Origin of the sequence: Cohnella sp. WQ 127256 (assembly GCF_024519285.1) — a bacterium.
Lineage (GTDB): Bacteria > Bacillota > Bacilli > Paenibacillales > Paenibacillaceae > Cohnella.
Genome location: NZ_JAMZCY010000005.1, coordinates 161,788 through 186,957, shown reverse-complemented (window position 1 = coordinate 186,957; position 25,170 = coordinate 161,788). Strand labels below are relative to the sequence as shown.

General features: G+C 45.8%; 24 protein-coding genes and 2 riboswitches. Of the genes, 7 read left to right on the top strand and 17 right to left on the bottom strand.

All coding sequences use genetic code 11. The annotated features are described in order from the left end of the window. The first annotated feature begins 5 nt into the window (after positions 1 to 5). The 3 genes from M1K58_RS15915 to M1K58_RS15905 are packed head-to-tail and all read left to right on the top strand — an operon-like array spanning position 6 to position 3,297. Positions 6 to 689 (top strand): response regulator transcription factor, encoded by a 684-nt coding sequence (locus M1K58_RS15915; RefSeq protein WP_256759839.1) that lies wholly within the window; start codon positions 6 to 8, stop codon positions 687 to 689. Beyond that, complete coding sequence (locus M1K58_RS15910) at positions 686 to 2,188, top strand: sensor histidine kinase (protein ID WP_256759838.1); 1,503 nt, start codon at positions 686 to 688, stop codon at positions 2,186 to 2,188. Before M1K58_RS15915 ends, M1K58_RS15910 begins: the two co-directional genes overlap by 4 nt. Next, a complete protein-coding gene (locus M1K58_RS15905; RefSeq protein WP_256759837.1) occupies positions 2,185 to 3,297 on the top strand; it encodes a hypothetical protein in 1,113 nt (370 codons plus the stop codon). The genes M1K58_RS15910 and M1K58_RS15905 overlap by 4 nt, the downstream gene beginning before the upstream one ends. A gap of 193 nt (positions 3,298 to 3,490) precedes the next feature. Here the strand turns inward: M1K58_RS15905 and sdhB are convergent, their stop codons facing one another. Genes sdhB through M1K58_RS15890 form a run of 3 tightly spaced genes read right to left on the bottom strand, consistent with a single transcriptional unit; the run spans position 3,491 to position 6,710 of the window. Beyond that, positions 3,491 to 4,258: a succinate dehydrogenase iron-sulfur subunit gene (gene sdhB / locus M1K58_RS15900; RefSeq protein ID WP_256759836.1), complete on the bottom strand. Its 768-nt coding sequence runs from the start codon at positions 4,256 to 4,258 to the stop codon at positions 3,491 to 3,493. Between the two features lie 3 nt (positions 4,259 to 4,261). Next, positions 4,262 to 6,019 (bottom strand): succinate dehydrogenase flavoprotein subunit, encoded by a 1,758-nt coding sequence (gene sdhA, locus M1K58_RS15895; protein WP_256759835.1) that lies wholly within the window; start codon positions 6,017 to 6,019, stop codon positions 4,262 to 4,264. A gap of 19 nt (positions 6,020 to 6,038) precedes the next feature. Continuing rightward, positions 6,039 to 6,710, bottom strand: coding sequence for a succinate dehydrogenase cytochrome b558 subunit (locus M1K58_RS15890; protein WP_256759834.1), 672 nt, complete (start codon positions 6,708 to 6,710; stop codon positions 6,039 to 6,041). 169 nt (positions 6,711 to 6,879) lie between these two features. Between M1K58_RS15890 and M1K58_RS15885 the strand changes: the two genes are divergently transcribed. Beyond that, the gene (locus tag M1K58_RS15885; RefSeq protein WP_256759833.1) at positions 6,880 to 7,794 is read left to right on the top strand and encodes a LysR family transcriptional regulator; all 915 of its coding nucleotides are present in this window, start codon (positions 6,880 to 6,882) and stop codon (positions 7,792 to 7,794) included. 143 nt (positions 7,795 to 7,937) lie between these two features. Beyond that, a riboswitch (cyclic di-AMP (ydaO/yuaA leader) is annotated at positions 7,938 to 8,094 on the top strand. An 8-nt stretch (positions 8,095 to 8,102) separates the two neighbouring features. Beyond that, positions 8,103 to 8,816, top strand: a complete 714-nt coding sequence (locus tag M1K58_RS15880; RefSeq protein ID WP_256759832.1) for a 3D domain-containing protein — start codon at positions 8,103 to 8,105, stop codon at positions 8,814 to 8,816. 143 nt (positions 8,817 to 8,959) lie between these two features. On the opposite strand, the gene M1K58_RS15875 is transcribed toward M1K58_RS15880, so the two are convergent. The 4 genes from M1K58_RS15875 to M1K58_RS15860 all read right to left on the bottom strand — a co-directional run bounded on the left by M1K58_RS15875 (position 8,960) and on the right by M1K58_RS15860 (position 13,225). Further along, a complete protein-coding gene (locus M1K58_RS15875; protein WP_256759831.1) occupies positions 8,960 to 9,748 on the bottom strand; it encodes a polysaccharide deacetylase family protein in 789 nt (262 codons plus the stop codon). A 92-nt stretch (positions 9,749 to 9,840) separates the two neighbouring features. Next, on the bottom strand, positions 9,841 to 10,503 hold the full coding sequence (locus M1K58_RS15870; RefSeq protein WP_256759830.1) for a potassium channel family protein: 663 nt from the start codon (positions 10,501 to 10,503) through the stop codon (positions 9,841 to 9,843). Positions 10,504 to 10,517: 14 nt separating this feature from the next. Next, positions 10,518 to 11,864: a TrkH family potassium uptake protein gene (locus M1K58_RS15865; RefSeq protein WP_256759829.1), complete on the bottom strand. Its 1,347-nt coding sequence runs from the start codon at positions 11,862 to 11,864 to the stop codon at positions 10,518 to 10,520. A 14-nt stretch (positions 11,865 to 11,878) separates the two neighbouring features. Next, positions 11,879 to 13,225 (bottom strand): TrkH family potassium uptake protein, encoded by a 1,347-nt coding sequence (locus M1K58_RS15860; protein ID WP_256759828.1) that lies wholly within the window; start codon positions 13,223 to 13,225, stop codon positions 11,879 to 11,881. Positions 13,226 to 13,314: 89 nt separating this feature from the next. Next, positions 13,315 to 13,497, bottom strand: a riboswitch (cyclic di-AMP (ydaO/yuaA leader). Between the two features lie 258 nt (positions 13,498 to 13,755). On the opposite strand from M1K58_RS15860, the gene M1K58_RS15855 reads away from it, so the two are divergent. Further along, positions 13,756 to 15,453 carry a CPBP family intramembrane glutamic endopeptidase gene (locus tag M1K58_RS15855; RefSeq protein WP_256759827.1) on the top strand — a complete coding sequence of 566 codons (1,698 nt, stop codon included), beginning with the start codon at positions 13,756 to 13,758 and terminating at the stop codon, positions 15,451 to 15,453. Here the strand turns inward: M1K58_RS15855 and M1K58_RS15850 are convergent. The 6 genes from M1K58_RS15850 to uvrC all read right to left on the bottom strand — a co-directional run bounded on the left by M1K58_RS15850 (position 15,413) and on the right by uvrC (position 21,346). Continuing rightward, positions 15,413 to 16,420, bottom strand: a complete 1,008-nt coding sequence (locus M1K58_RS15850) for a sensor histidine kinase (protein WP_256759826.1) — start codon at positions 16,418 to 16,420, stop codon at positions 15,413 to 15,415. The two genes, M1K58_RS15855 and M1K58_RS15850, sit on opposite strands and share 41 nt — an antisense overlap. A 43-nt stretch (positions 16,421 to 16,463) precedes the next feature. Continuing rightward, positions 16,464 to 17,153, bottom strand: a complete 690-nt coding sequence (locus M1K58_RS15845; RefSeq protein WP_372339181.1) for a response regulator — start codon at positions 17,151 to 17,153, stop codon at positions 16,464 to 16,466. Between the two features lie 81 nt (positions 17,154 to 17,234). Next, positions 17,235 to 17,813 (bottom strand): class I SAM-dependent methyltransferase, encoded by a 579-nt coding sequence (locus tag M1K58_RS15840; RefSeq protein WP_256760314.1) that lies wholly within the window; start codon positions 17,811 to 17,813, stop codon positions 17,235 to 17,237. Beyond that, entirely contained in the window at positions 17,806 to 18,477 is a 672-nt protein-coding gene (locus M1K58_RS15835; protein ID WP_256759824.1) for a phosphatase PAP2 family protein, read from the bottom strand. Before M1K58_RS15835 ends, M1K58_RS15840 begins: the two co-directional genes overlap by 8 nt. Positions 18,478 to 18,557: 80 nt before the next feature. Then, complete coding sequence (locus M1K58_RS15830) at positions 18,558 to 19,211, bottom strand: YkoP family protein (RefSeq protein ID WP_256759823.1); 654 nt, start codon at positions 19,209 to 19,211, stop codon at positions 18,558 to 18,560. Between the two features lie 239 nt (positions 19,212 to 19,450). Beyond that, complete coding sequence (gene uvrC, locus M1K58_RS15825; protein ID WP_256760313.1) at positions 19,451 to 21,346, bottom strand: excinuclease ABC subunit UvrC; 1,896 nt, start codon at positions 21,344 to 21,346, stop codon at positions 19,451 to 19,453. Between the two features lie 232 nt (positions 21,347 to 21,578). Between uvrC and M1K58_RS15820 the strand changes: the two genes are divergently transcribed. Next, positions 21,579 to 21,725, top strand: coding sequence for a YqzM family protein (locus M1K58_RS15820; RefSeq protein ID WP_256759822.1), 147 nt, complete (start codon positions 21,579 to 21,581; stop codon positions 21,723 to 21,725). A gap of 152 nt (positions 21,726 to 21,877) precedes the next feature. Here the strand turns inward: M1K58_RS15820 and M1K58_RS15815 are convergent, their stop codons facing one another. From M1K58_RS15815 to M1K58_RS15800, 4 genes are read right to left on the bottom strand one after another with little or no spacing between them, the layout of a single operon-like run. Next, complete coding sequence (locus M1K58_RS15815) at positions 21,878 to 22,066, bottom strand: YezD family protein (RefSeq protein WP_256759821.1); 189 nt, start codon at positions 22,064 to 22,066, stop codon at positions 21,878 to 21,880. Between the two features lie 35 nt (positions 22,067 to 22,101). Beyond that, positions 22,102 to 22,974: a sulfate ABC transporter permease subunit CysW gene (gene cysW / locus M1K58_RS15810; RefSeq protein ID WP_256759820.1), complete on the bottom strand. Its 873-nt coding sequence runs from the start codon at positions 22,972 to 22,974 to the stop codon at positions 22,102 to 22,104. A 5-nt stretch (positions 22,975 to 22,979) separates the two neighbouring features. Beyond that, positions 22,980 to 23,825: a sulfate ABC transporter permease subunit CysT gene (gene cysT, locus M1K58_RS15805; RefSeq protein WP_256759819.1), complete on the bottom strand. Its 846-nt coding sequence runs from the start codon at positions 23,823 to 23,825 to the stop codon at positions 22,980 to 22,982. A 32-nt stretch (positions 23,826 to 23,857) separates the two neighbouring features. Then, positions 23,858 to 24,955: a sulfate ABC transporter substrate-binding protein gene (locus tag M1K58_RS15800; RefSeq protein WP_256759818.1), complete on the bottom strand. Its 1,098-nt coding sequence runs from the start codon at positions 24,953 to 24,955 to the stop codon at positions 23,858 to 23,860. Positions 24,956 to 25,170: the final 215 nt, after the last annotated feature.

Genomic DNA, 25,170 nt, shown 5'->3' with positions numbered 1-25,170 from the left:
AATGAATGAATAAACGAATACTCATTGCTGACGATGAACCCGGAATCGCGAATCCGATCTCCTATGCCTTCCGCAGGGAAGGCTATGAAGTCGAAACGGTGTACGATGGCCAAGCTGCGTTAGACAAAGCTAACAGCTTTCAACCACATGTCATGATTCTCGATGTCATGATGCCTAAGCTGACAGGTTATGAGGTGTGCCGCAAGCTTGATGACCGTTCCGGTATGGGCATTATTCTGCTTACCGTCAAAAACGATATCGTAGACAAAATCGTTGGTTTAGAAATGGGTGCGGACGATTACATGACCAAGCCCTTTGATATGCGTGAGCTCATCGCTCGTGTAAAGGCGCTCATCCGCCGTCTGGAGAAAAAGGAACCAGATGCCCAAGTCTTAATGGCAGGTCCGTTAGCCGTGCATTTACAGCTTCGTACAGCGCTAATCAGCGATAATCCGATTGAGTTAACACCCAAAGAATTCGATCTGCTTGTATTACTATTATCACATCCCGAACGAGTATATACCCGTGATGAACTTCTCGATCTCGTATGGGGGGTCGAATATGCGGCAGGCACGAGAACTGTCGATATTCATATGCAACGTTTACGTAAAAAGCTAGGGGAAACGGGACAGCTATTATTACAAACGGTTTTCGGAGTCGGTTACAAAGCCGTTGGGATCGAACAATGACCGCCGTAAGTATCAAAATCAAGTTCAGTCTATTCCTCGCTGCATTACTATTAGTCACGATTCTTGTCTTAAGCATTGTCGTTCTCAGAGGAATCAAGGACGAGCAGCAGCTAAGAATGGAGAAGGAGCTATTACAGCAAACAAGAATAGCTAATCTATCCATTAAGCAAGCTTACCTTACCTCTCCTCCTATCGCAGCTCAGCCTTTTCTACGAACACGGGGACAGCAATTTTCCATGGACTTAGCGGTGTATTCTGGGTTACATGTCGTTCTATACGATAACATCGGAAAAAAAGTTGGCGATTCCGTCCCCCTAAGCTCACCATACGAAGTGGAAAATGCCTTATCGTATGCGCTACAGGGGAAGATCGCCTATCAGCAGGAAGGACAATCGTTGCTTTACTTGACCCCCTTACAAGGACCTGAGAGTCAGATGGGGGTCATTCAGTTTCAATACTCCTTGACGAACGACATCCGGTTTTACGATACGATTGCGGGCCTCTTCCTCTTCACTGGCACGGTCGTTCTCGCTGCTAACTTTATTCTTGGTTACCTCTATTTCCAGCGTGCGACCTCTGCAATCATTGTCCTTAACCATGCCGCTGAAAGAATCCGAAGGGGGCAGTTTATTGAATCACCCCCACTTAAACGCAAAGATGAATTGGGCCAGCTCAGCCAAGGAATTTACTACATGAGTTCGGAAATTCAGAATAATATTACCGCCATGAAATCGGAGGAAACAAAGCTGCGTAAAGCCGTAGACAAGCTTCAGAAGCTCGAACAGCAGCAGAAGCAATTCATCGGCAATATTAGTCACGAATTTAAAACTCCACTAACTTCTATCAAGGCTTATTCCGAGCTAATGGAGTTGTATAGCGATGATAGGGATATGCATGATGATGCCATACACCATATCCAGCTTGAAACGGATCGACTTACGGATATGGTTGAGATGATCCTGCGACTTGCGATTTTGGAAAAGTATGATTTTGAATTTCAAGCGGAGAGCGTGAACATTCAAGAATTGTTACTCGATGTAATAGGCAGGATGAGGGCAAATGCAGAAAGATTTGGAGTCAACATCACTCACCGACTAGAAGACGTAACCCTATGGGCCGATCGGGAAAGTGTTGTACATATCCTCATGAATCTGCTCGATAATGCTATCAAATACAATGTACCGGGTGGAAGCATTACGATATCCAACAGGGTTGCCCCTAACAGAGCGATCATCGAAATCTCAGATACCGGTATTGGTATCCCCTTAGAAGCACGCGACAAAATCTTCGAACCCTTCTACACGGTGAACAAGGACCGATCAAGACAGAGCGGTGGAACCGGTCTAGGGCTTGCTCTTGTCAAGCAACTGATTGAGAAGCATAACGGAACAATTGAGTTAATAGATGATGACCTTGGCAACAGAGTTCGTCAGGGAGCAACCTTTCGATTGTCCTTCCCATTACACCATCACTCTTCTAACAAGGAGGATCTCTTATGAGTTTGAATAAATTCACTAGTTGGATTGGGCTTGTATTCCTGCTCTTCCTTGTCGGTTGTCAGCAGCAAGAGGTTACGAATAGAGAAGAGAATCGAGCTTCAGACAAATATATAACCGTTATGGATAATCCAGAAAAAACAACTTATGAAAAATCGGTGGTCGATTCCATTGTCCGATTAGACGACGTTCGGGGAATGGATTGGTTAAGTGAAGAGAAGATCATTATCGACAGGGAAAATCACAATTATTTGCCTGAAAAAGCGGAAGGATCGGAGTGGTACCCCCACAATCTTTACACGTACTCTCTTCTGACGAACGTGCAAACCCCTCTTCATCCCGCCAATGAAAATCAAGGGTATGCTCAAGTCAGCCCTGACCGAACGAAGGTTTTTTATAAAACCTACTCTTTACAAAGTAATACGGGCAAAGGCTTAACTTACGATATTACTACGGGTAAGGCAACAGCTTTCACAGACACTGACGCCATGGATATTCAGAATGGACGTTGGGTTGATAACGATTCTATTGTCTATGCTACCATCGACGGTACGATTTATACGGCCGATGCGGGAAACTCCTCTCCTCGTAAGCTACTGGACTCTGCAAATCCTTTTACGAGTAACATTGCTTATATGAATGACCACTTGTTCTTCACATCGCTTAAAGGCGCATTGATGACAAGCACCCTTGAAGGGGAGCCCGACATATTGCCCATCAGCAATGTTGTTTGGATGGTACCTTCTCCGGATGAGCAACGTTTAGCGATTGTTCGTAAAGTTAAGAGTGGCGCAATGGAGCTTCTTATTACGGATCTCCAAGGGACAATCCTTCAAGCCATTGCTCAAGATTCGCAAATCTATGGTACCTCTTGGTCACCTGATGGAAACAAACTCGCCTACGCTGCAATAACTCCAAATGGCACCGTCCGTGGAATTTATGTTGCCGATGCATCGACAGGGATACCTTCCGCATTATCCGTTGACATTAAATTCATCGCTGACCCTCTTAATTGGAGTCCTACGGGCAACCGTCTAATGGTATCTGCCACTCAGCCAGACGAACAGCAAAGCCGCAACCGGTTTATGACCTACCTTGTTCGGGTGAGTTAGGGTAAGGTTGGCTGAATCGAGACCGTCCTTATTCCGTTATCACGGATGAGGACGTCTTTTTTATCTAAGTGGCGCTCATTGTTGGTTTTTTCCGCTATGGCGAGGGTGCCTGCTCACATTCAGCGACGATGTTAACATTAAAATAAAAAAAGCCGCCAAGCGGGATCATTCCCCACTGGCGGCGATAGTTCTATTACAGACCAAGCCATTGTTTGAACATGTGCTTAGTTGTGTCTTTATTCATTGCTGCGATTGAAGTGGTGAGTGGAATGCCCTTCGGACATGAGCGGACGCAGTTTTGCGAGTTACCGCAACCTTCGATACCGCCTTCCTCCATCAGTGCTTCCAGACGCTCAGCAGCGTTCATTTCACCCGTTGGATGCGCATTGAAGAGACGCACTTGCGAGATAGAAGCAGGACCGATAAAGCTGTTCCGATCGTTAACGTTCGGACATGCTTCAAGGCAGACACCACAGGTCATACACTTGGATAGCTCGTATGCCCACTGACGCTTCGACTCCGCCATCCGAGGACCAGGACCAAGATCATAAGTTCCATCGATTGGAATCCACGCTTTAACCTTCTTAAGCGCGTTGAACATCCGTTCACGGTTGATGACCAAGTCACGCACGACTGGGAACGTGGACATTGGCTCTAACCGAACCGGCTGCTCTAGCTTGTCAATCAAAGTACTACAAGCTTGACGTGGTTTACCGTTAATTACCATCGAACATGCACCGCAAACTTCCTCTAGGCAGTTGGATTCCCAACATACTGGGGATGTTTTCGCGCCATCAGCTTTAACAGGATTACGTTGAATTTCCATCAACGCGCTAATGACATTCATATTCGGCCGGTAAGGAACTTCAAACTCCTCCGTGAATGGGGCGGCTTCCGGACGCTCCCGACGCGTAATAATAAACTTTACCTTACGACCAGTTGCTGTTGCTGTTTCTGCCATGGCTTAGCCCTCCTTCTTCTTGTCAGTGGAGTAGTCGCGTTTCCGAGGCGTAATTAGGGATACATCGACTTCTTCATATGAAATTTGCGGACCTTCAGCAGTCCACTTAGCTTTGGTTGTTTTCAGGAAGTTCTCATCATCGCGCTCTTTGAAATCCGGCTTATAGTGAGCACCGCGGCTTTCATCACGGAGAAGAGCCCCAAGAGTCATCGCCTCAGCCAACTCCATCATGTTCCACAGCTGTCTAGTAAACGCAACTCCAGAGTTGCTCCACCGAGCTGCATCGTTGATGTTGATGTTCTTATAGCGCTGCTTCAGCTCTTTGATCTTGTTGATTGTCTCTTGCAGCTTCTTGTTGTGGCGAACAACGGTCATGTTGTTCGTCATCCACTCGCCAAGCTCCTTGTGCAGAACATAAGCGTTTTCCGTGCCGTCCATTTTCAAGATCGACTCGAATTTATTCGCTTGTTTGTTCCGTTCTTGCTCAAACACGCTCGCTGCAACATCCTCAGCCGATTTCTTCAAGCCGTTAATGTATTCGATCGCCTTCGGTCCAGTAACCATCCCGCCATAAATAGCGGACAAGAGCGAGTTCGCTCCCAGACGGTTCGCACCATGATATTGATATTCACATTCCCCGCAAGCAAACAAGCCAGGAATATTCGTCATTTGATTGTGATCTACCCAAATTCCGCCCATGGAATAGTGAACCGCCGGGAAAATCTTCATCGGAATTTTGCGTGGATCATCGCCCATGAACTTCTCGTAAATCTCAATAATTCCCCCAAGCTTAACGTCCAGCTCTTTAGGATCCTTATGAGATAGATCAAGGTAAACCATGTTCTCGCCATTAATTCCGAGCTTCTGCTCTACGCACACGTCGAAAATTTCGCGAGTAGCGATATCCCGAGGAACAAGGTTTCCGTAAGCAGGATATTTCTCTTCAAGGAAATACCATGGCTTGCCGTCCTTGTAAGTCCAGATCCGGCCGCCTTCGCCCCGTGCGGATTCGCTCATGAGGCGTAGTTTATCGTCGCCTGGAATCGCAGTCGGGTGAATTTGGATGAACTCACCGTTCGCATAATAAACGCCTTGCTGATAAACAGCACTTGCGGCAGTTCCCGTATTAATAACGGAGTTCGTTGTTTTACCGAAAATGATCCCAGGACCACCAGATGCCATAATAACTGCATCTCCACGGAAAGTAACGGATTCCATCGAACGAAGATCTTGTGCAGCAATCCCACGACATACGCCGTCATCGTCCAGCACAACCGAAGTAAACTCCCAGTGCTCATACTTCTGTACGAGACCAGCAGCTTCCCAGCGACGAACTTGCTCGTCCAATGCATACAACAACTGTTGTCCAGTCGTTGCACCGGCAAAAGCGGTACGGTGATATTGGGTTCCGCCGAAACGACGGAAATCAAGCAATCCTTCCGACGTACGGCTGAACATAACGCCCATCCGGTCCATCAAATGGATAATACCAGGCGCTGCTTCGCACATCGCCTTAACTTGCGGTTGGTTGGCTAAGAAATCTCCGCCATATACCGTATCGTCAAAGTGCTCCCATGGGGAGTCGCCTTCACCTTTTGTATTTACAGCTCCGTTGATGCCACCTTGGGCACATACGGAGTGAGACCTTTTAACAGGAACGACCGAGAATAGATCAACGCGTACTCCTGCTTCTGCTGCTTTAATTGTCGCCATCAAGCCGGCAAGACCGCCACCGACGACGATTACTTTTTTTGTAGCCATGTGTATGTTTCTCCTCCCTCTAACCTACCGATACTGAACTTAGCGCCGTTGCTGCAGCCGAAGCGAACTCATCACCGCGGAACGCAAACAGGGACAACAAGAACAGAGCCGCGATGATTACGAAGATAACCATGCAAATATTAGAGGAAACCTTCTGTGCACGTGGTCCAACTGTGATTCCCCAGCTTACGAGGAATGCCCATAGACCATTCGCGAAGTGGAACGTTGCTGCTAGAACCCCGATAATGTAGGCTGTAAAGGCGAGCGGATCGCTGACAATACTATTCATGTGCTGTCCCAGTTCCTCGTGCGATACATTACCCAGTGCCACTTGGAGCCTAGTTTCGTAGAAATGCCATGCAATGAAGATGAAGGTTATTACCCCTGTTATCCGTTGCGCAGTAAATGCCCAGTTACGACCGTAACTGAATCTACCCGTGTTGATATTCGATTGATAGGCAATATACAGACCGTATACTCCGTGAAACAAAATAGGCAACCAAATTAAGAAAATTTCCATCCATAAGACGAGGGGCAAACTATTCAGAAGGTCGATACTATCTGAAAAGCCTTCCTTTCCTCCCTCATAAGCGGAGTAGTTTGTTAGCGCATGCTCGACAATGAACAATCCGAGCGGAATTACGCCTAGCAGCGAGTGGATCTTTCGCGGCAAATAAGAATTACCTTTCATGTGTGTGGTTGCTCTCCTTTCGTGTCCGGGCTTCGACATAGATGACGGCATCTTTCTATTCGTCACCACTTTGTCACCGCTTTTAAGATTACTCTATTTCCGCTTATAATGGAACTGCTTATTTAATATTAATACTTATAACAATTGTGCATAAGAGGAGGCTGCCCATATGCTTGAGGATATGAGGTTATTCGCAACTATTGTTGAACAAACAAGTTTGAACAAAGCTGCTGAAAGATTAAATCTATCGCAACCTGCCTTATCTCGTCGTCTTGCTCGTCTTGAATCGGAGCTTGAAGTCGATCTGTTCCGACGAATCGGCAAGAGGCTTGAATTAACCGCAGCTGGACAAGTCACCTACGAATTCGCGCTTGAGCTCCGCAAATTTCACGGCAGTTTTTTGCAAAAGCTAAACACATTCAAATCTTCAGAGGCTCCTCTTGCCACCATTGGAGCAAGTCTAACGACTCTTCAGACAACATTGCCCGATCTCATTACTGCGATTACAGAGAAGCACCCTAACTTGGAAATTAAAGCGATCACAGGTAAATCCCATGAAATAGCGACTCTCGTTAAAGAACGCAAGGTCGATTTCGGAATCGTTGCTTCTTCCGTTATAGATGATCCTGCTATTACTAGTTTACCCTTATTTGATGATCATCTTATCCTCGTCCTCCCGAAAACACATATTATATTAGAAAGAACTCAATTAGAGATGGCCGATTTACACGGTTTACCTATGATTTTGTTCGCTCCTGGCACGTGGTATCGTAACCTTACAGACGAGCTGTTCCGATTTTATAACTTGAAGCCAGATGTCAGAATGGAGATTGATTCCTTCGAAGCCATCATCCGTCTTCTATCTGCATGTAGAGCGGGCACCTTATTGCCTAAATCCTATTTGCGCCAGCAGGTCCTGGAAGACAATGATCTTCAGCTCGTGCGCATTCGTGAACTCGAAGAAACCAATCGAACAACCTCTCTTATACACGGTGATCCAGCTTGGTTAGCACCCTCTACTCGTTATCTCATTGAAGAAACAACAGCCTATTTTGCCCGTCGCGAAAACCAACAAAAAGGCTAGTCGTACCAAGGGTTTGTTGCTTATTCCCTCCACTTACCAGTGTAAACCGCCCCCTTACTGTGGTAACGTTTTACATGTATTCAAACGGTAATATCACCTATAATTTGGAATCGTTTGAAGCATCGCGATTGTTCTTTTATCGCAACAAATTCTGGCCTAAACCACTAGGTGCGGGGGAACGAAATACAGTACATATCGGATTTCCGTAACGTACTTGGGGTGAATTGCGTTTTCAAGCATAAGGTTGATCTCCCAACCCGAACCCGACAGCTAACCTCGCCGGCCAACATTCTAGGAGGACTTACTTAATGAAGCACAGTTGGAAAATGTTGAGCACGCGATCAGCAGCCCTTGTATTAGGAGCGAGCTTAATGCTCCCTGGATTAACCGCACACGCGGCAACCACTTACACCGCTAAAGATTCCGACACATTCTGGAAGCTGTCTAGTCAATTAGGAATACCCATGCAGCTGCTTATGAATGCGAACCCCAACGTCGATCCACTAAACATTTATGCAGGACTAAAGCTAGCCATCCCCGACGACACTTCGAGCACTAAAGAACCCGTCAAGGAATCTGTCACTAAAAAGCCCGTCAAAAAATCAAGCGCTAAGGAACCCGCAAAAGCGCCTGCCAAAGAAAATGTCCAGGCCGCTAAGCCTGTCCAAGCACTCACGACGGCAAATGGCCAATCCCTTGCTTTCTCCAAGGTTTTGAACATTAAAGCGACTGCATATTCTGCCTCTACAGAGGAAAATGGCCAATGGGGCGCCGTTGACTATTTCGGTAATCCACTTAAGCTAGGAACTATTGCTGTAGATCCCGCAGTTATTCCATTCGGAACAAAGGTCTACATTACCGGCTACGATTTCACAGGTTTACCGACCGGCGGCATGGTTGCAACCGCAACAGATGCTGGTGGCGCAATCAAAGGGAATCGCATTGATATTTTCGTTCCAGGCTCGCGTGATTTCGTTTCCGATTTCGGCTATCAAAACATCAAAGTGTATTTCTTAAAATAGCGTTAATGGTATTACGCACCTATTAGATTTTCAAAAACCATTGGTTCGAAAGCGAACCAATGGTTTTTTTCCATGTTAAGTGGCTTTCTAAAATACCAATTCCGACATTCCTGACAACCCCTTAGCAGCACTCACTCAGCCTTTCATCGTACCTTCCGTTTCTCAGGTATATCAAGCAATTCCGTTAAAGTAACCGGCTCATAATCATGCGCGCGCAACCAATCAATGATTCGCGGAAGCGCCTTTACGGTGCCTGAAAGACTTTGCCCTACTCCTCCACCTGCATGCATAAGGACGACCGATCCTGGGCGTACTGAGCGAGTCACGTTGCGAAAAACCTGGTCCGCACTCAGCTGTCGCCAATCCGAAGAATCCACATTCCAGTTAACAACCGTATAGCCTTGCTTCTTAGCCCACTCCAGCTGCTTAGGCATGATCTCTCCATAAGGCGGGCGGACAAGTCGTGGCTTAAATCCTACAATTCCTTCAATTATTTTCTCCGCTCGTCCGATCTGATCCTGTACCTGTGAAAGGGACATCTTAGAAAAATCGGGATGACTATAAGAATGGTTACCTAAATTATGACCTTCCTTCTTAATACGTCTCACTAAATCAGGATGCTTCATACTACGAGTCCCTACGACGAAGAAGGTAGCTGCAACTCCCTTCTTCTTTAGGACATTGAGGACTTGGGGTGTAAATCGTGGATCTGGAACGTCATCGAAGGTCAAAGCAACTTTACGGGTACCCTGAGAGGAAGCAGATAAAACGAAAGCACCTTCAAATCTGCGTTCCAGCTCGGTCCAGCTTATTTTTTTTGAAGGTTTGGCTATGACGGCCCTAACGGGTAAACAACTTCCCCACATAGACAAAAGGGTGATGGCGCTAAGCAGCACCATCACCACTCTACGGAAGCGTGATTTCGTCATCATAATCATCCTCCCCACAGCCACTCATCTAACCTATATCCTGAGCGAATCGGGAGGTTTTCATTCAAACATTCAATCCTGACATTGAAATAAAACTAATGCTCTATAGATTCCTGAAACTGTTCAATTTGCTGATTGGTTCCAATAACGACCATAACGTCGTTAACAAGTAAAACATCTTTCGCTACAGGGGCAATAATGATTCCATCTGGTTTATTAATAGCAACAATGCTGCATCCAAATCGACCTCTCGGATTAACATCGTCCAGTGATTTACCGGAAAGGCACTGGGGTACCGATAGCTCTGCGATCGTATATTGTTTGGATAATTCAATAAAATCAAGTAGGTTCGGGGATACTAGCTGATGTGCTACACGAATTCCCATGTCTCGCTCAGGGTAAATAATTCGATCTACACCAACTCTTTCGAGAACACGACCATGTAAATCTGACACCGCTTTAGCCACGACTTTCTTAACACCAAGATCCTTCAGCAAAATTGTAGCTAAAATGCTAGCTTGAATATCATCACCAATAGCCACAACACCACAATCAAAGTTTCGTGCCCCGATAGAGCGCAACACCTCTTCTTCAGTAGCATCTGCGACAACAGTGTGCGTTAGCACATTGGAAAGCTCCTGAACTTTCTCTTCATCACGATCGACACCAAGTACCTCGTATCCTAATTTAATAAGTTCGCGACCTAAGTTAGACCCGAATCTGCCCAACCCAATAATGACAAATTGATTCAATTTCATGGTGGTTCCGTCCTCTACCCGATTATGATTTTACCTTCTGCGTTACGATACAATGCACGACCTTGCTTCGGACCAAGTGCATAGGTCAAGGTTAATGGCCCTAGACGACCGATGAACATCATCAGAATAATAATGATTTTCCCTGCAACGGTTAATTGCGTCGTTAAACCCATCGTTAAACCAACAGTACCGAATGCAGATGTTACTTCAAACAAGATCATTAGAAAGTGATGATCCTCCGTCGTTGATAAGATCATCGTGGCGACAACGACCAAACCGAAAGCAAACAATGTAACGGTCAACGCCTTATAAACCCGCTCCTGAGCAAGTCTGAACTTAAATAGCACAACATCCTCTTTGCCCCTGACCATGGCTATTACAGCTCCAACTAGTGCCGTAAACGTCGTTGTCTTGATCCCACCGCCCGTTGAGCCTGGAGATGCTCCGATAAACATAAGGATGATGATCAAAAATTGAGTTGCCTCTCTCAGACCCGCCAGATCAACAGTGTTGACCCCTGCCGTCCGAGGGGACACTGATTGCATGAATGCTGCGAGAATCTTCTCTCCGAAGCCCAGTGAACCCATTGTTCGAGCATTCGTGTATTCGAATAATAAAATGATTGCCGCCCCAATTACAATTAACAAACCAGACATACTCAGTACAACTTTTGAATGAAGCGATAATTTACGTTTGGGATTCCGAATTTCAACTAAGTCAGCTAATACGACAAAGCCAAGACCACCGAGTATGATAAGAAGCATCGTCACGATATTGATGAGCGGATCTCCCACATAATCAACCAGGCTACGATAGTCTCCCATAATATCAAAACCCGCATTGTTGAAAAATGAAACTGCGTGAAAGATGCCTTTGTAAATCGCTTCTCCGACAGGCATATCGAACATAAAACGGCTCGTAAATAAAACCGCTCCTGCCAGCTCAATCGTTAACGCATAGGCAATCACTTTTCGCACCAATCGGATAATGCCTTCGATACTCGTTTGGTTAAACGCCTCTTGTAGAACGAGTCGTTCCTTAAGTGTAACTCGACGTTTAAGCATAATCGCGAACAAGGTTGCCATTGTCATAAAGCCGAGTCCGCCAATTTGAATCATCGCTAATATGATCCATTGACCAGCAGTCGTCCAATAGGTTCCTGTATCGACAACAACAAGCCCTGTCACGCAAGTGGCTGAAGTTGCTGTAAATAAAGTATCAATGAAACGCGGTGTGACTTCCTGTGTATGGGCAAAAGGCAGCATGAGCAACCCCGCACCTAGGAAAACAATAGCAGCGAACCCTAACACAAGAATTCTAGGTGGTGATGCTGCAATCGATCGAAACCAATTTCGGAACATCTGAGACCACTCCATCATCCGATAATGATCTTACCTTCCGCATGGCGGTAGAGTATCCGTCCCGCCTTAGGACCGAGCGCATAGGTAAGTGTCAGAGGTCCTAACCGGCCAACGAACATTAGGAAAATGATCGTCAGCTTCCCTGCAACGGTTAAAGATCCCGTAAGGCCCATAGACAAACCAACCGTACCAAAAGCTGAAGTCGCTTCAAATAGAATCTTCAGAAATGGGGCACTCTCAGTCGTCGCCAGAACCATCGTGCCAAGCATGACGATCCCTATACAGAAAAGAGTAACCGTAACCGCCTTATACACACGCTCTTGCGCCAACCGAAGACGGAACAACACAACATCCTCTTTCCCGCGAATCATCGCCAGAACCGCACCGACCAGTACTGCAAAGGTCGTCGTCTTGATCCCTCCCCCAGTAGAACCGGGAGATGCACCGATAAACATCAAGATGATGATGAAAAACTGTGTCGCCTGTCTGAACTCAGAGACATCGACCGTTGAAACCCCACCTGAACGCGTCGTAACCGATTGAAACAAGGAGGTAAGCATCTTCTCCCCAAATCCGCTACCGCCAATCGAACGAGAATTCGTATATTCAAATATAAGAATGATTATCGCTCCAACGACAATCAGAATAGCACTTACTGAGAGCACAACCTTAGAATGTAGGGAAAACTTGTGCTTTTTCTTGCGCATATCGAACAGATCCGCAAGTACGATAAAACCAAAGCCACCCAGAATAATTAACACCATAGAGACGACGTTCATGTACAAATCCGAGGAGTAGCTTGAGAAGCTGCGGAAATCCCCAGTTAAATCAAATCCGGCATTATTAAAAATAGAGATGGAGTGGAACACTCCATTGTAGATTGCTCGACCTACTGGCATATCGACTGCAAAACGAATAGCGTACAATATCGCTCCTACCGTTTCCAGCGCCAAAGCATAATAAATGACCTTTTTGACGAGTCTGACTAGTCCTTCAATGCTACCTTGATTAAGGGCTTCTTGTAGAATAAGCCTTTCCTTGAGCGAAATTCTTCTTCTCAGAATTAACGCAAATAGCGTTGCCATCGTCATGAAGCCGATCCCACCGATTTGAATAAGCAGAAGAATTACCCAATGTCCGAAAGTCGAAAAATACGTACCGGTATCGAATAATACGAGCCCTGTTACACATGTAGCAGAGGTCGAGGTGAACAAAGCATCGACGAAGGACATAGACTCACCGCTCACGGAAGCGATGGGCAATCTCAGCAGTTGTGCCCCGATAAAGATAATGAGCGAAAATCCCAACAGTAGCGTTCTTGGTGGTGATGCACTGAACCACCGAATGACTTGCTTAAACAAGAAGTTCACCTCTTATGAAAATTCACGTACATACGTTCATTCACGCAACAAAAAAGCACTGGAACCCCAGTGCTCGAAATTCGCACATGATTCCTGTTCGCAAATAGCCTACGGGGTTAGCTGTCGGGTTCGGGCTCGAACAGGCTGCCCTATCCAACGCGCGATATGCGTAGTTGGAATTCACCCCGGTATCTCCGAATACAATATAACTTGTACACGAGATAGGTTGGTTCCCCCGTTTTCTTCGTTAAGAAATTCGGCTAATCATTTCTAATGTTGAAAAGACGTATCACCGAATTATATTCCTTCCGTCAAATGCGGACAACACCAGAAAGGAGTCAAACCAACTCATTTGAACGGGTTATTGCATAACTAATGCCTTGTTATGCCCTCGCTCAGTCATTATCGTTCCTTTTGCTTTCATTTTCATCAAATATGAGCGATACTGGATGAAAAAAATAGGTCCTTTCAAAATAAAAACCCACTGGATGCGTTTACAAAAGCTTCCATTGAATAAGGAGAGCTGCATTTTGAATTCATTAGCCACCCCCTCGTTGGATAAACGCTGGATCTGGACAGCTACGATCGGTTTATTTATTTTCCTGTTCATTCAAGTATTCCCCGTAACGGGACAATTGTTTACAACAAACGCACAGAATGTGCTAACTCGCTCGGAAGCTGAGCATAAGGCACTTGAATGGGCAACAGATCGCTTTGGAATCCAGTCTGAGCAGGTTGTCAAAACAACAGTTACCCATTTGTCGGATAGTAAAACTACCGGCTACTTTTCTAAATATGACCTTGGAGCTGCTTATGAGAAGCAATGGTCCAAATCCTCACCGACAGATGTTTACGCAGTGCAACTACATTTACGAGAGAATGCCGGTATCCTGTTGCTTTCCTTAAACATGGAAACTGGTGAGTTGGTTTCATGGCAACACAGTAACGCGGTCGGATCTTTCAGCGAAAATAAAGCTGAAAATGCACCTACTAAGCTCGCTACTCATGCGATGAACTACGCAAGCTTCTGGGGAATTCATCCAGAGGAGTGGAAGTGGGATGGTCGTTCGGAGGAGAATGGAAAAGTCAGCTTTCTCTCGACAAAAGGGGATATTGGACAATCGCAGCTCTGGCTCAAGATTTCCGTTCCAGAAGGATTTAGCATGACCGCTTCCTCCTTCCCTGTTTGGCAAGGTGGTTCGGTTACCTATGGCGTTAATTTGCCTGAAAGCTTTGTTAACTACATCAATAATCAGGAGCGATGGTCGTCTAATCTTTCTGTATTTGGTTTTCTTCTTCCGCAGGTCATCCTGTTCTTCTTAGCCATTATTTACACAGGTACCCATGGCGGATATAGCACTTATCGAAGAGGAATTTTCTTATCCATCGTATTTTTTGTACTTTACGCTGGCTATACGTTCAATATCATACCTGGTCTTCGAGCAGGCTCATGGGATGCTGGGGTAGGTATTCCGGATAACGTAAATATCACCGTCAGCATAGTCACCTACGCGGTTATGGCCCTTCTCACCTATTTCTCTGCGGTTGGCGGAGATGGCCTTTGGAAGTCCATGGGTCACTCCCTTTGGCCAAGGTGGCAGGAGTCGGGGTATGGAAATGCCGTGCTCAAAAGCATGCGCGAAGGGTACTTTCTAGCGTTTATATTGCTCGGAGCACAATCCTTCATCTTGCTTGTGCTTGAGAAATCATTAGGCTCTTTCGCGGCCTCAGATGCGACTCAGTCGATGTACAACATGAGCATTCCTTTGCTGCTCCCCTTACTCGCGTGGTGCGCAGGAATATCGGAAGAGCTACAAAGCCGCTTGTTCGGCATTGGCGTATTCCGTAAATGGTTTGTCGGGGGTGCGCGCAAATTGTTAGGCCGTGATCCTTCGCATCGAACAACAATAGTTCTTACTGTAGCGGCCATCGTTCCTCCCGGCTTAATATGGGCTCTCGGACATGTCGGATACGCGATTTATCCTGTATATACACGTATTATCGAGCTCGTGTTAATGTCCTTCCTATTCGGCTGGTTCATGCTACGGTTCGGAATCATGACTGTTATATTCGCTCATGTCACCCTAGATGCAATCCTTATGGGAATGCAAATGATGTTCGACGGCCTTCCTGGGGATTTTGCTGGAGGTGTAATCAGTCTGTTCTTGCCCGGTATCGTGGGGGTTATCATTTGGTGGCTTCATGGGGCAATGCGATCTCGAAGCTGAAGTGACCGTTGGAATGCTCTAAATTCACTTGACCTCCATGCAGTTCGATAATGCTACGCGTGATCGACAAGCCCAACCCCGCTCCATCCTGCAGGCTTATGCTCGTTCTAGCGTCGTCCGCTTTATAGAAGCGTTCGAACAATTGTTTTTCCTGCTCCCTCGTGATCGACTCCCCTTCGTTCTCAATTCTGAGAGTTACCTGTTTATCACACTCCTCCATGGAAACCCGGATGACCCCGGGTTTCACGGAGAACTTCAATGCATTCATTAACAAATTATCGATGGCTCTTCTGATTTGCTCTGGATCTACTTGGATGAATACTGCTTTCTCAAGCAGCAACGTTTGTATGGTTATATGACTCTCATGGGCAAGAGGTTGAATTTCAACAAGCATTTGGTTTAATAGCTGACGAAGATCGATCCTCTCTTTCATAAGATTCATCCCACTTTGAGTAAGTCGCGTATATTCAAACAGCTCTTCGATGAGCGATTTCAATTGCTGCGCCTTGTTGTGGGTGTTTCCGACAAAACGATCGTACTCTGCCTCGTCCTTGTAAGCTTTCTCCTTCAACAGCTCCAGATAACCGATAATGCTCGTCAGCGGCGTTCTTAGATCATGGGAGACGCCCGTAATTAATTCCATCTTCGACTTTTCGATCAGGCGTTCTCTCTCGATCAGGTTTTCAAGTTTCTCGGCCATAGCATTGATATGCTCGGCTACCGTGCCCAACTCGTCTTGCCTGAAAACGGGAATTCTGTACTCAAGATTGCCGCCCGAGATCACGGTTAGACCTTCGGATAACTGCTGCATATATTTAATCGTATGGCGGGTATACACGACAAAGGATATTGCGAAAGTACCGATAAAAGCGATCAACGACAAGGGCATACCGAACAACAGACCTATAGGGATCGATACGGAAACCATAGAGCCTGTAAAGAAACTGGCCAAGAACGCCCATATCATTTGAAAACGAATACTCCTTCGGCCGGATATGATCGAAAAAAAGTTATTTTTCAATTTTGTAGCCTACTCCCCACACCGTCTTGATATAACGGGGCTCACGAGGATATTCCTCGATTTTCTCGCGGATATTCCGGATATGAACCATTACCGTATTGTCCGTATAGCCTGCTGTCTCTTTCCATACCCTCTCATAGATTTTGTCTGCGTGAAATACTTGCCCTCTATGGCTCGCTAATAGTTCGAGAATGGCGAACTCCAGCGGGGTTAGAGCAATCTCTCTCCCGCTCAACGTAACTTGATGCTGAACAATATCAATTTTCAACTCATTAACTTGTATAACGGTTTCAGGCTCTTGTCTCGCGATCCGATTTTGCCTACGAAGCTGTGCTTTAACTCTTGCCATTAATTCCAACGGGCTGAATGGTTTGGAAACATAATCGTCCGCCCCCGTTGAAAATCCGGTGATTTTATCGATATCCTCTTGTTTAGCCGATAGCATAATAATCGGTATATCCGAAGTTTCCCTGATTTTAAGACAGGCTTTGATCCCATCCAATTCAGGCATCATGACATCCAAAATAATCAATTGGACCGACTCTGCTTCCATGATTTCCAACGCCCTTGTCCCATTTGCAGCTTCTATGACATGAAATCCTTCGTTTCGCAAATAAACGTGAATGACATCGCGGATTGCGGAATCGTCATCGACGACCAGAATGGTATTCTTGTGCATTTGCATCCTCACACTCACCTTAAGCGGATTATTCCCTAAGAATATCCAATATTCTATTCCGCACCCAATATCCCCTTTTTTTTACTTTTTCCAATAGATTTCGTTTTCTTTTCTACATACATACACAAAGGCAGGGGGGAAATTCATCGGTACAAACTTGATTGACTCTATTTTGAAATGCCGTGACATTTGTTTTTTCATTTGCAAGGAATATTGGAAGGCCACGAATAGGCCACCCGGCTTTAAAGCTCCTATGATTTGTTCCATGAGCTGGTTACGTAACTGCTGAGGAAAGTTATAGAAGGGCAGACCGCTAACGATGCAATCGAGCTGATCTACGCCACTCCCCTTTTCAAGAATACGCTGCATATTAGCGACATTCGCAGCACATATGAATTCGGGATATTCCTGTATGAGCTGTTTCCTCATTCTCGTATCCTTCTCGAATAAATACACCTCAGTACCCGGATATATGCTACGTACGATCGATTGGGTAATGGCCCCCGTTCCGGCTCCTAACTCCGCTACAGCCTTCACGTTATGCCAAGGAATAGCTGCAACCATGCTTTCGGACAAAAATCTCGAGCTCGGAATCGCGCTACCGATCTGCTTGGGCTGACGAAGGAACTTGCGAAAGAAAAGACGCACCTCCTTACTCATAATCCGCATAGTGGACAGCCTCCTTAGCACTTCCAGTCGTCATTCGTTTATTGAATACCGGGAGCAGGTACGCCGCAAACCAAAATACGAATCTTGCTAGCAACATCCCCGCTAAGACATCGGCTATCACATGTTGTTTAATAAACAAGGTGGATACGATTATGCATAGTGCGATTAGGATAATAGGAATCCTTTTCATCCATCCCAATGCTTGAGAACCAAATATCATCAACGTACTCGTCATGACATGGACACTTGGGAAGCAGTTATAGGGTTTATCGTTGGCATAGACAAACGAGACTAAATGATTGAAAAATCCTGAAGAAGAAACTTCAGGCCGAGGAACGATCGTTTGGAACATAAAGAAAATCATATTTGATAGGAGAAGCCCAAGACACATTGCCAACACTGTTCGGTAATACTCCTGTTTGTCTTTACGCAGGATCAGAACAAATACAAGAATAAGAAACGGATACCAAATCATATAGGGAACTGCAAACTCTGGAATAAAGGGCGTGCTTCTATCCACATCCGTGACAAGGGATTGTACTTGATCTCCAGAATGATTCTGTAATGCATACAGAATATTTAACAAGGGTACTGCCAATAGCCATAGTAGCGGCTTATACATCCCTTTTGTAGTCTTCCTTTCTTCCGTGCTCATCGTCTTTCACTCCTCCTAATTCTGATGAACACATCATAGTAAACAAAAATAAGGAACAACTTAGGATCATTCTGAAGTTTCTATGAAGAAATTACTGACGCTACAGGAGCATTTTCAGAATAAGAACGAACCCAACGCAGCTTTGGCTTAACCTGATATTTTTGGATTAATGCGGCTCTTGGATAGACAAGCAAGAGTGGGGTGAGTTTATCCTTGCTTCTCTCGATTCGCTCTAAGCCTTCGGGATGCATGCAACGTAATAACAATCGTAAATAGAGAGTGGACAGTTTTTCGAACCTCTTCGATGGGAGCTGTTGCTGCTCAAATCCCAAACCATGCGTAAGTCCGCGGTGAAGCAATGTGACTCCGATTAATGCCTTTACTTGGGTCATCTCGATGCGTGTTTCTAAGGCTTCACTGATTGCTTTCAATGAAACGCGTAATTGGCGCGCTGTCTGAAGTGCGCCTCGATCCGCCCCTACCTCACGCGTCAGTGCCAGCACCCTCTCATTGTTCAAATGTAGCTCACCAATCCAATCGCCATCCTTAATCCATGTTCCTTCTTCGCACAAAATACCGTCCCCTGAGTACTTTTTGACCAATACTTTACATATGCCAAATTCGAGACTATGTTCACTCCTAAGGCTCATAATCCAACCGATTCCCTTTTCCCATGTAAGCCATAGGTTTTGTCTGATCATTTTACCGTTCAACCGCTTTCGTTTATTTCCCACTTCATCATTCCACCTTTGTAAGAATGAACATCAAGATCTTCCTACTTTTATTGTATCTTTCAACAATGACCTCTCCCATCGCTCCACGTCGGGTTTTAGTACTCTCTTACGTCTAGTCATGATTGGACTAAAGTCTTGGTTGTGATCGTAACGCTCTCCTAATTAAATCTGCATGTGGACAAGAAAAAACCGTCAGGTACTCTGACGGTTTGTACGTGAATGATTTAATTTTTCATGGATTACTCCACATTCAAAGCTTCAAGAATTCGTTGAGCAAGCGCCTCGCCGATGGATACAGCTTTGAAATCCTCCACAGTAGCTTCCTTGATCGCCTTAAGCGAGCCGAAATGGCTTAATAGCTGCTTGCGCCTCTTTTCCCCGATGCCAGCAATCGCATCAAGTCGGGAGGCGACCATCGATTTAGCCCGCTTCTCTCTGTGGAACGTGATTGCAAAGCGGTGAACCTCATCTTGTATACGCTGCAGCAAATAAAATTCCTGGCTGTCCCGTGGCAAAGGAACGACTTCCGGGGGATAACCCACCAGTAGTTGTGCCGTGCGATGCTTTGCATCTTTGGCTAAACCGCATACTGGAACATTCAAACCTAGCTCATTAACCAATACGTCCAGCACGGATGCGATATGCCCCTTGCCTCCATCGACAACGATCAAGTCAGGTAATTGTAGTCCTTCCTTAAGCACCCGCTCATAACGTCTCCTAACGACCTCTCTCATCGTTTCATAGTCATCTGGTCCTTGTACCGTTTTGACGTTATATTTGCGGTATTCCTTCTTATCTGGCTTACCATTCGTGAAGACGATCATCGCCGACACCGGCGAAGCACCTTGTACGTTCGAATTATCGAATGCCTCAATACGGTTGGCGTGAGGAATGCCAATCCACTTTGCTAACCCTTCCACGGCTTTCACCGTTCGCGATTCATCCCGTTCGATGAGACGAAACTTCTCCTCCAGAGCCACACGTGAATTATCACACGCCATAGCAACGAGCTGACGCTTCGAGCCTCTGCGGGGTACTGCCACTTTAATCTTAAGCCAGTGACGCAGTGACTCTCCCACCTCAGCCGCTTCCCCCTCTTCAGAAGCCTCCTCCGTCTCTTCGCCGTAAACTTCCTTAGCCTCGGCAACCATACCCACCTGTGCACCAGCATCGTCTACTACAGAAGCCTGCACCTCTCCTGCTTCCGGTGGAGGCGGGAGCAGCATTTCACGGGGCAGTGCAGGGTTGTCGCTATAATATTGGGTCACATAGCTCAAGAAATCATCATACGCTTCTCCATAGAACGGAAAAACCGACACATGGCGCTGAATCATTTTCCCTTGACGCATATATAGAATCTGAACGCACATCCAGCCTTTATCAACCGAATATCCAAATACGTCACGATCCATCGCATCCGCGAAGTTAATCGACTGCTTCTCCATAAGTGATTCAATCGCCACGATTTGGTCGCGATATTCCCTCGCCCGTTCGAATTCGAGTTGTTCCGCTGAGACCTCCATCTTGTGCTTGAGGTCCTTCTTGATGTCTGTGTGACCCCCATTAAGAAACCGTGAAATTTCACCGATCATTTCGTCGTAGGTAGCTTGCTCAACTGGATACTCACAGGGTGCTACACACTGCCCAAGATGATAATACAAGCACACTTTGTCGGGCATTGTATTACATTTGCGTAAAGGGTACAACCTATCTAGAAGCTTCTTCGTTTCCTGGGCAGCGAATGCGTTAGGATAAGGACCAAAATATTTCCCTTTATCCTTCACAATCCGCCGGGTTACCTCCAGACGAGGATGCGCCTCATGCGTAATTTTCAAATAGGGGAACGACTTATCATCCTTCAATAACACGTTGTACCGAGGAAAATGCTCCTTGATCAAATTGCATTCAAGGATAAGCGATTCCGTATTGCTGGCGGTGACAATATATTCAAAGTCCCGAATTTCCGAAACTAGCTTTTGCGTTTTTCCGTTGTGGCTTCCTGTAAAATAGGAACGGACGCGGTTTTTAAGCACTTTGGCTTTGCCCACGTAGATGATTTTTCCTTCATCGTTTTTCATCAAATAGCAGCCCGGTTGATCCGGGAGCAACGCCAGCTTGTGGCGAATATTTTCCATCGCTTTGCCATGATCAGCGGAAAGATTAAGGATGTCCAAGGTCGGCGCCTCCTCTTTGCAGTAAGAATAGGGTAGAACACCCGTTCCTCCCATTGTAACACAGCTACGGGTTTCTCAACCTAATCGGATTGTGCGATTTCGCAAACTTGTCACTCAAGTCATTCAAGAATGCTTTACAACAAAAAGAGATGTTGGTTATACTGTAAGTATAGAATGTGTCAGGAGGCTTCCCATGGAAAACGTTACAGATCCCCGGCAGCATATCAACGAAGAGCCGCGCGACGATTTGATGGATACTGTTATCGGATTTGGAGCTATGTTCGGCTTCATGTTCGTTGTATTCACCGTAGCGGTTGTCGTTAAGTTTATCATTACTTAATAAGCAAACTACGAAACAGTAAAGCCGTCAGGGCTGCAAGTTGCCCCTGGCGGCTTTTGCTTTCTCTTATGAATGAAAGAGACAGTTTCAGAAGGTCAATTTCCTGACCTTCTGAAACTGTCTCTTTGCAATTGATTTAGCCATGTAAGCTTCTAAGCTTCTTTCTGCTCCTGCAGCTTAACAATCCGTGTCGAGTCATCATAACGCTTGCGTTCTTTGCGTTCAATCTGTACGATTCTGCCGTCATGTACGACGATATTCACTTCCCCATATTCCAAACCATTAACCTGCTCTGCTATTCGTCCCAGCCATTGCTCATCCACTTCTACCGGCTTTGCCATATCGTTTCCCTCCGATTTGTTATCGTTGTTCAAATTTAACCTTCGTGCTCCTCACTCATACGACTCTCCAAGATTGATTTAGCAATAAGCGTAATGATTGCTAATAACATCAATAATGAAGCAACAGCGAATGCTGCACTAAACTGGTATTCGTTGTAGACGATTTCGATGTGCAGTGGCAAGGTGTTCGTTTCCCCCCGAATGTGCCCAGAGACGACGGATACCGCTCCGAACTCTCCCATCGCTCGAGCATTACAGAGGATCATGCCGTACAGCAATCCCCATTTAATATTCGGTAACGTAACCTTGAAGAACACTCGCCAACCACGCGCACCCAGACTAACAGCTGCTTCCTCATCTTGTACCCCTTGCGCTTCCATAAGCGGGATAAGCTCCCTTGCCACGAAGGGAAATGTAACGAACATCGTAGCAAGCACTATGCCGGGTGTTGCAAAAATAATACTAATATCATGCTCCGCCAGCCACGGTCCCAGCAAACCTTGAGCCCCGAACAGCAGCACGTAGATCAGCCCGCTAACGACCGGTGACACTGCGAAAGGAAGATCGATTAACGTAACGAGCAGGTTTTTTCCTCGAAAATTGAACTTCGTAATGGCCCAAGCAGCCGCTACCCCAAAAATCGTATTCAACGGAACAGCAATCGCCGCTGTAATCAGCGTCAGCTTCAGTGCTGACATCGCATCCGGGTCAGCTAGCGCTGATACATACGCATGCCATCCTTTGCGGAACGACTCTGCGATAACAGATACCATTGGAAGAATGACGATAAGTCCTAGAAATAGAAGCGCAATACTGATTAATGTGTAACGGACGACCGCTGATTCCGTTAAGTGAGGTCTTATTGGTTTGCCTTTCTTCGAACGAGGATTTGTAACGATTCCCGCCATATCGCTTAACCCCCCTTAACAATACGCAGGCGGCGATTGCTCCACCTTTGTAAAATGTTGATCAACAGCAACAGCACGAATGAGATCAGGAGCAGCACAACCGCTATCGCAGCTGCTTGCGCATATTGGAACTGCTCAAGCTTCGTAATGATGAGTAACGGTGCGATCTCTGTTTTCATCGGCATGTTCCCGGAGATAAACACAACCGAGCCATATTCTCCGATGCCGCGAGCGAATGCCAATGCAAAGCCCGTCAACAACGGAGGGATTAAATCTGGCAAGATGATTTTGAAAAAGGTTCTGGCACGATAGGCGCCAAGCAGCGCGGCTGCCTCTTCCATATCGGACTCTAAATCCTGTAATATCGGTTGTACTGTTCGTACGACGAAAGGTATTCCAATAAAGATAAGTGCCAGCGTTATTCCAATTGGTGTGTACGCCACTTTAACACCTAGTGGCTCCAATAATGATCCAACCCAACCTTTTGGTGCATAGATCGTTGTTAGGGCGATACCCGCAACAGCAGTCGGTAGAGCGAAAGGCAGATCGATTAGGCCGTCTACGATTCTTTTCCCAGGGAACTTGTAGCGAACAAGCACCCAAGCTAATAACAGTCCGAATACCATATTAACGATTGCTGCGAAAAATGCTGTCAATAAACTTAGCTTGTAAGAGGCAACAACCCTAGGATCGGATACGGTATTCCACCATTCTGAGGGAGAAAGGTCCGCAGATTTAATAGCTAGGGCAGCCAAAGGAATCAGTACGATCAAGCTCAAGTATAAGACCGAAAATCCTAATGTAATTGACAAGCCAGGCAGTACCCGATCTTTCTTACGAAGTAATGTCATGTCCCCGCCTTAGCCCCTCTTCCGGCCCATTGTTAGGATCCCGGTGTGTAGATTTTGTCGAACGTTCCGCCATCTGCGAAATGCTTCGCTTGAGCCTCTTTCCAACCACCGAAGTCATTATCAATCGTTAGCAAATTTAATTGTCCAAATTGGTCCTTGTATTTGTCTGCAATGGATTGAAGACGCGGACGATAGAAGTTCTTCGCTGCTATTTCCTGCCCTTTCTCTGTGTAAAGATATTTCAGATACTCTTCAGCAGCCTCGCGATTACCATTCTTATCTACGTTTTTATCAACAATTGCAACCGGGGGCTCAGCTAAAATACTGATCGAAGGCGTTACGATCTCATAGTCATCGCCGAATTCCTTCAATGCAAGATAAGCTTCATTTTCCCAAGCTAGCAGGACGTCACCAATTCCTTTTTCTACGAACGTAGTTGTCGATCCGCGTGCTCCTGTATCCAATACGGGCACATTCTTAAACAGCTGCTTAAGGAAATCTAAGGTTTGTGCTTCATCATATCCGAGTGTCTTAGTTGCATATCCCCAAGCCGCCAAGTAATTCCAACGTGCTCCACCTGAAGTTTTCGGATTCGGAGTAATGACTTGAGTTCCTTCTTTGATTAAATCGCCCCAGTCCTTGATCCCTTTCGGATTGCCTTTACGGACTAGGAAAACAATTGTTGAGGTATAAGGAGTGCTGTTCTGCTCGAAGGATTTCTGCCAATCCGCTTTTAATGCGCCCGCCTCAGCAATCGCATCAATATCATAGCCAAGCGCTAAAGTTACGACATCGGCTTTCAATCCATCGATGACTGCACGAGCTTGCTTGCCTGAACCGCCATGAGATTGCTTAATCGTAATTTTACCGCCCGTTTTCTCTTTCCAATATTCAACGAAGCTTTTATTGAACTCTTCATACAATTCGCGTGTTGGGTCGTAAGAGACATTGAGTAGCTCGATATCATCCGGAACTTTCGCAGTTTCGCTCGCAACTGCACTTGGACTTGCTACAGATCCGCTAGCCGCTGCCGAAGGTTCATTATTTTTATTGTTAGCTCCGCATGCTGACAGTACCGTAACGAGTAATGCCGCAATCGCGATCGATGTAAGTTTTTTAAATGATTTCATTTTCATGCACCCCTATTATTCATTTGATGGTCTTTACTCTTCCATCAGACGCCGGATGCCCGGTAGTCTAATCCCAATATTCTTATAATTCATACCTGTTTAGTAGGTATTGGAGTTATGATAACAGGTGAACTTGCTAGCTGTCAATAAGTGCTATAAAAAAAATTGATAAATCATTTTAGCGCAAAAAATAGAGCTATCCATCCGGTCGTATT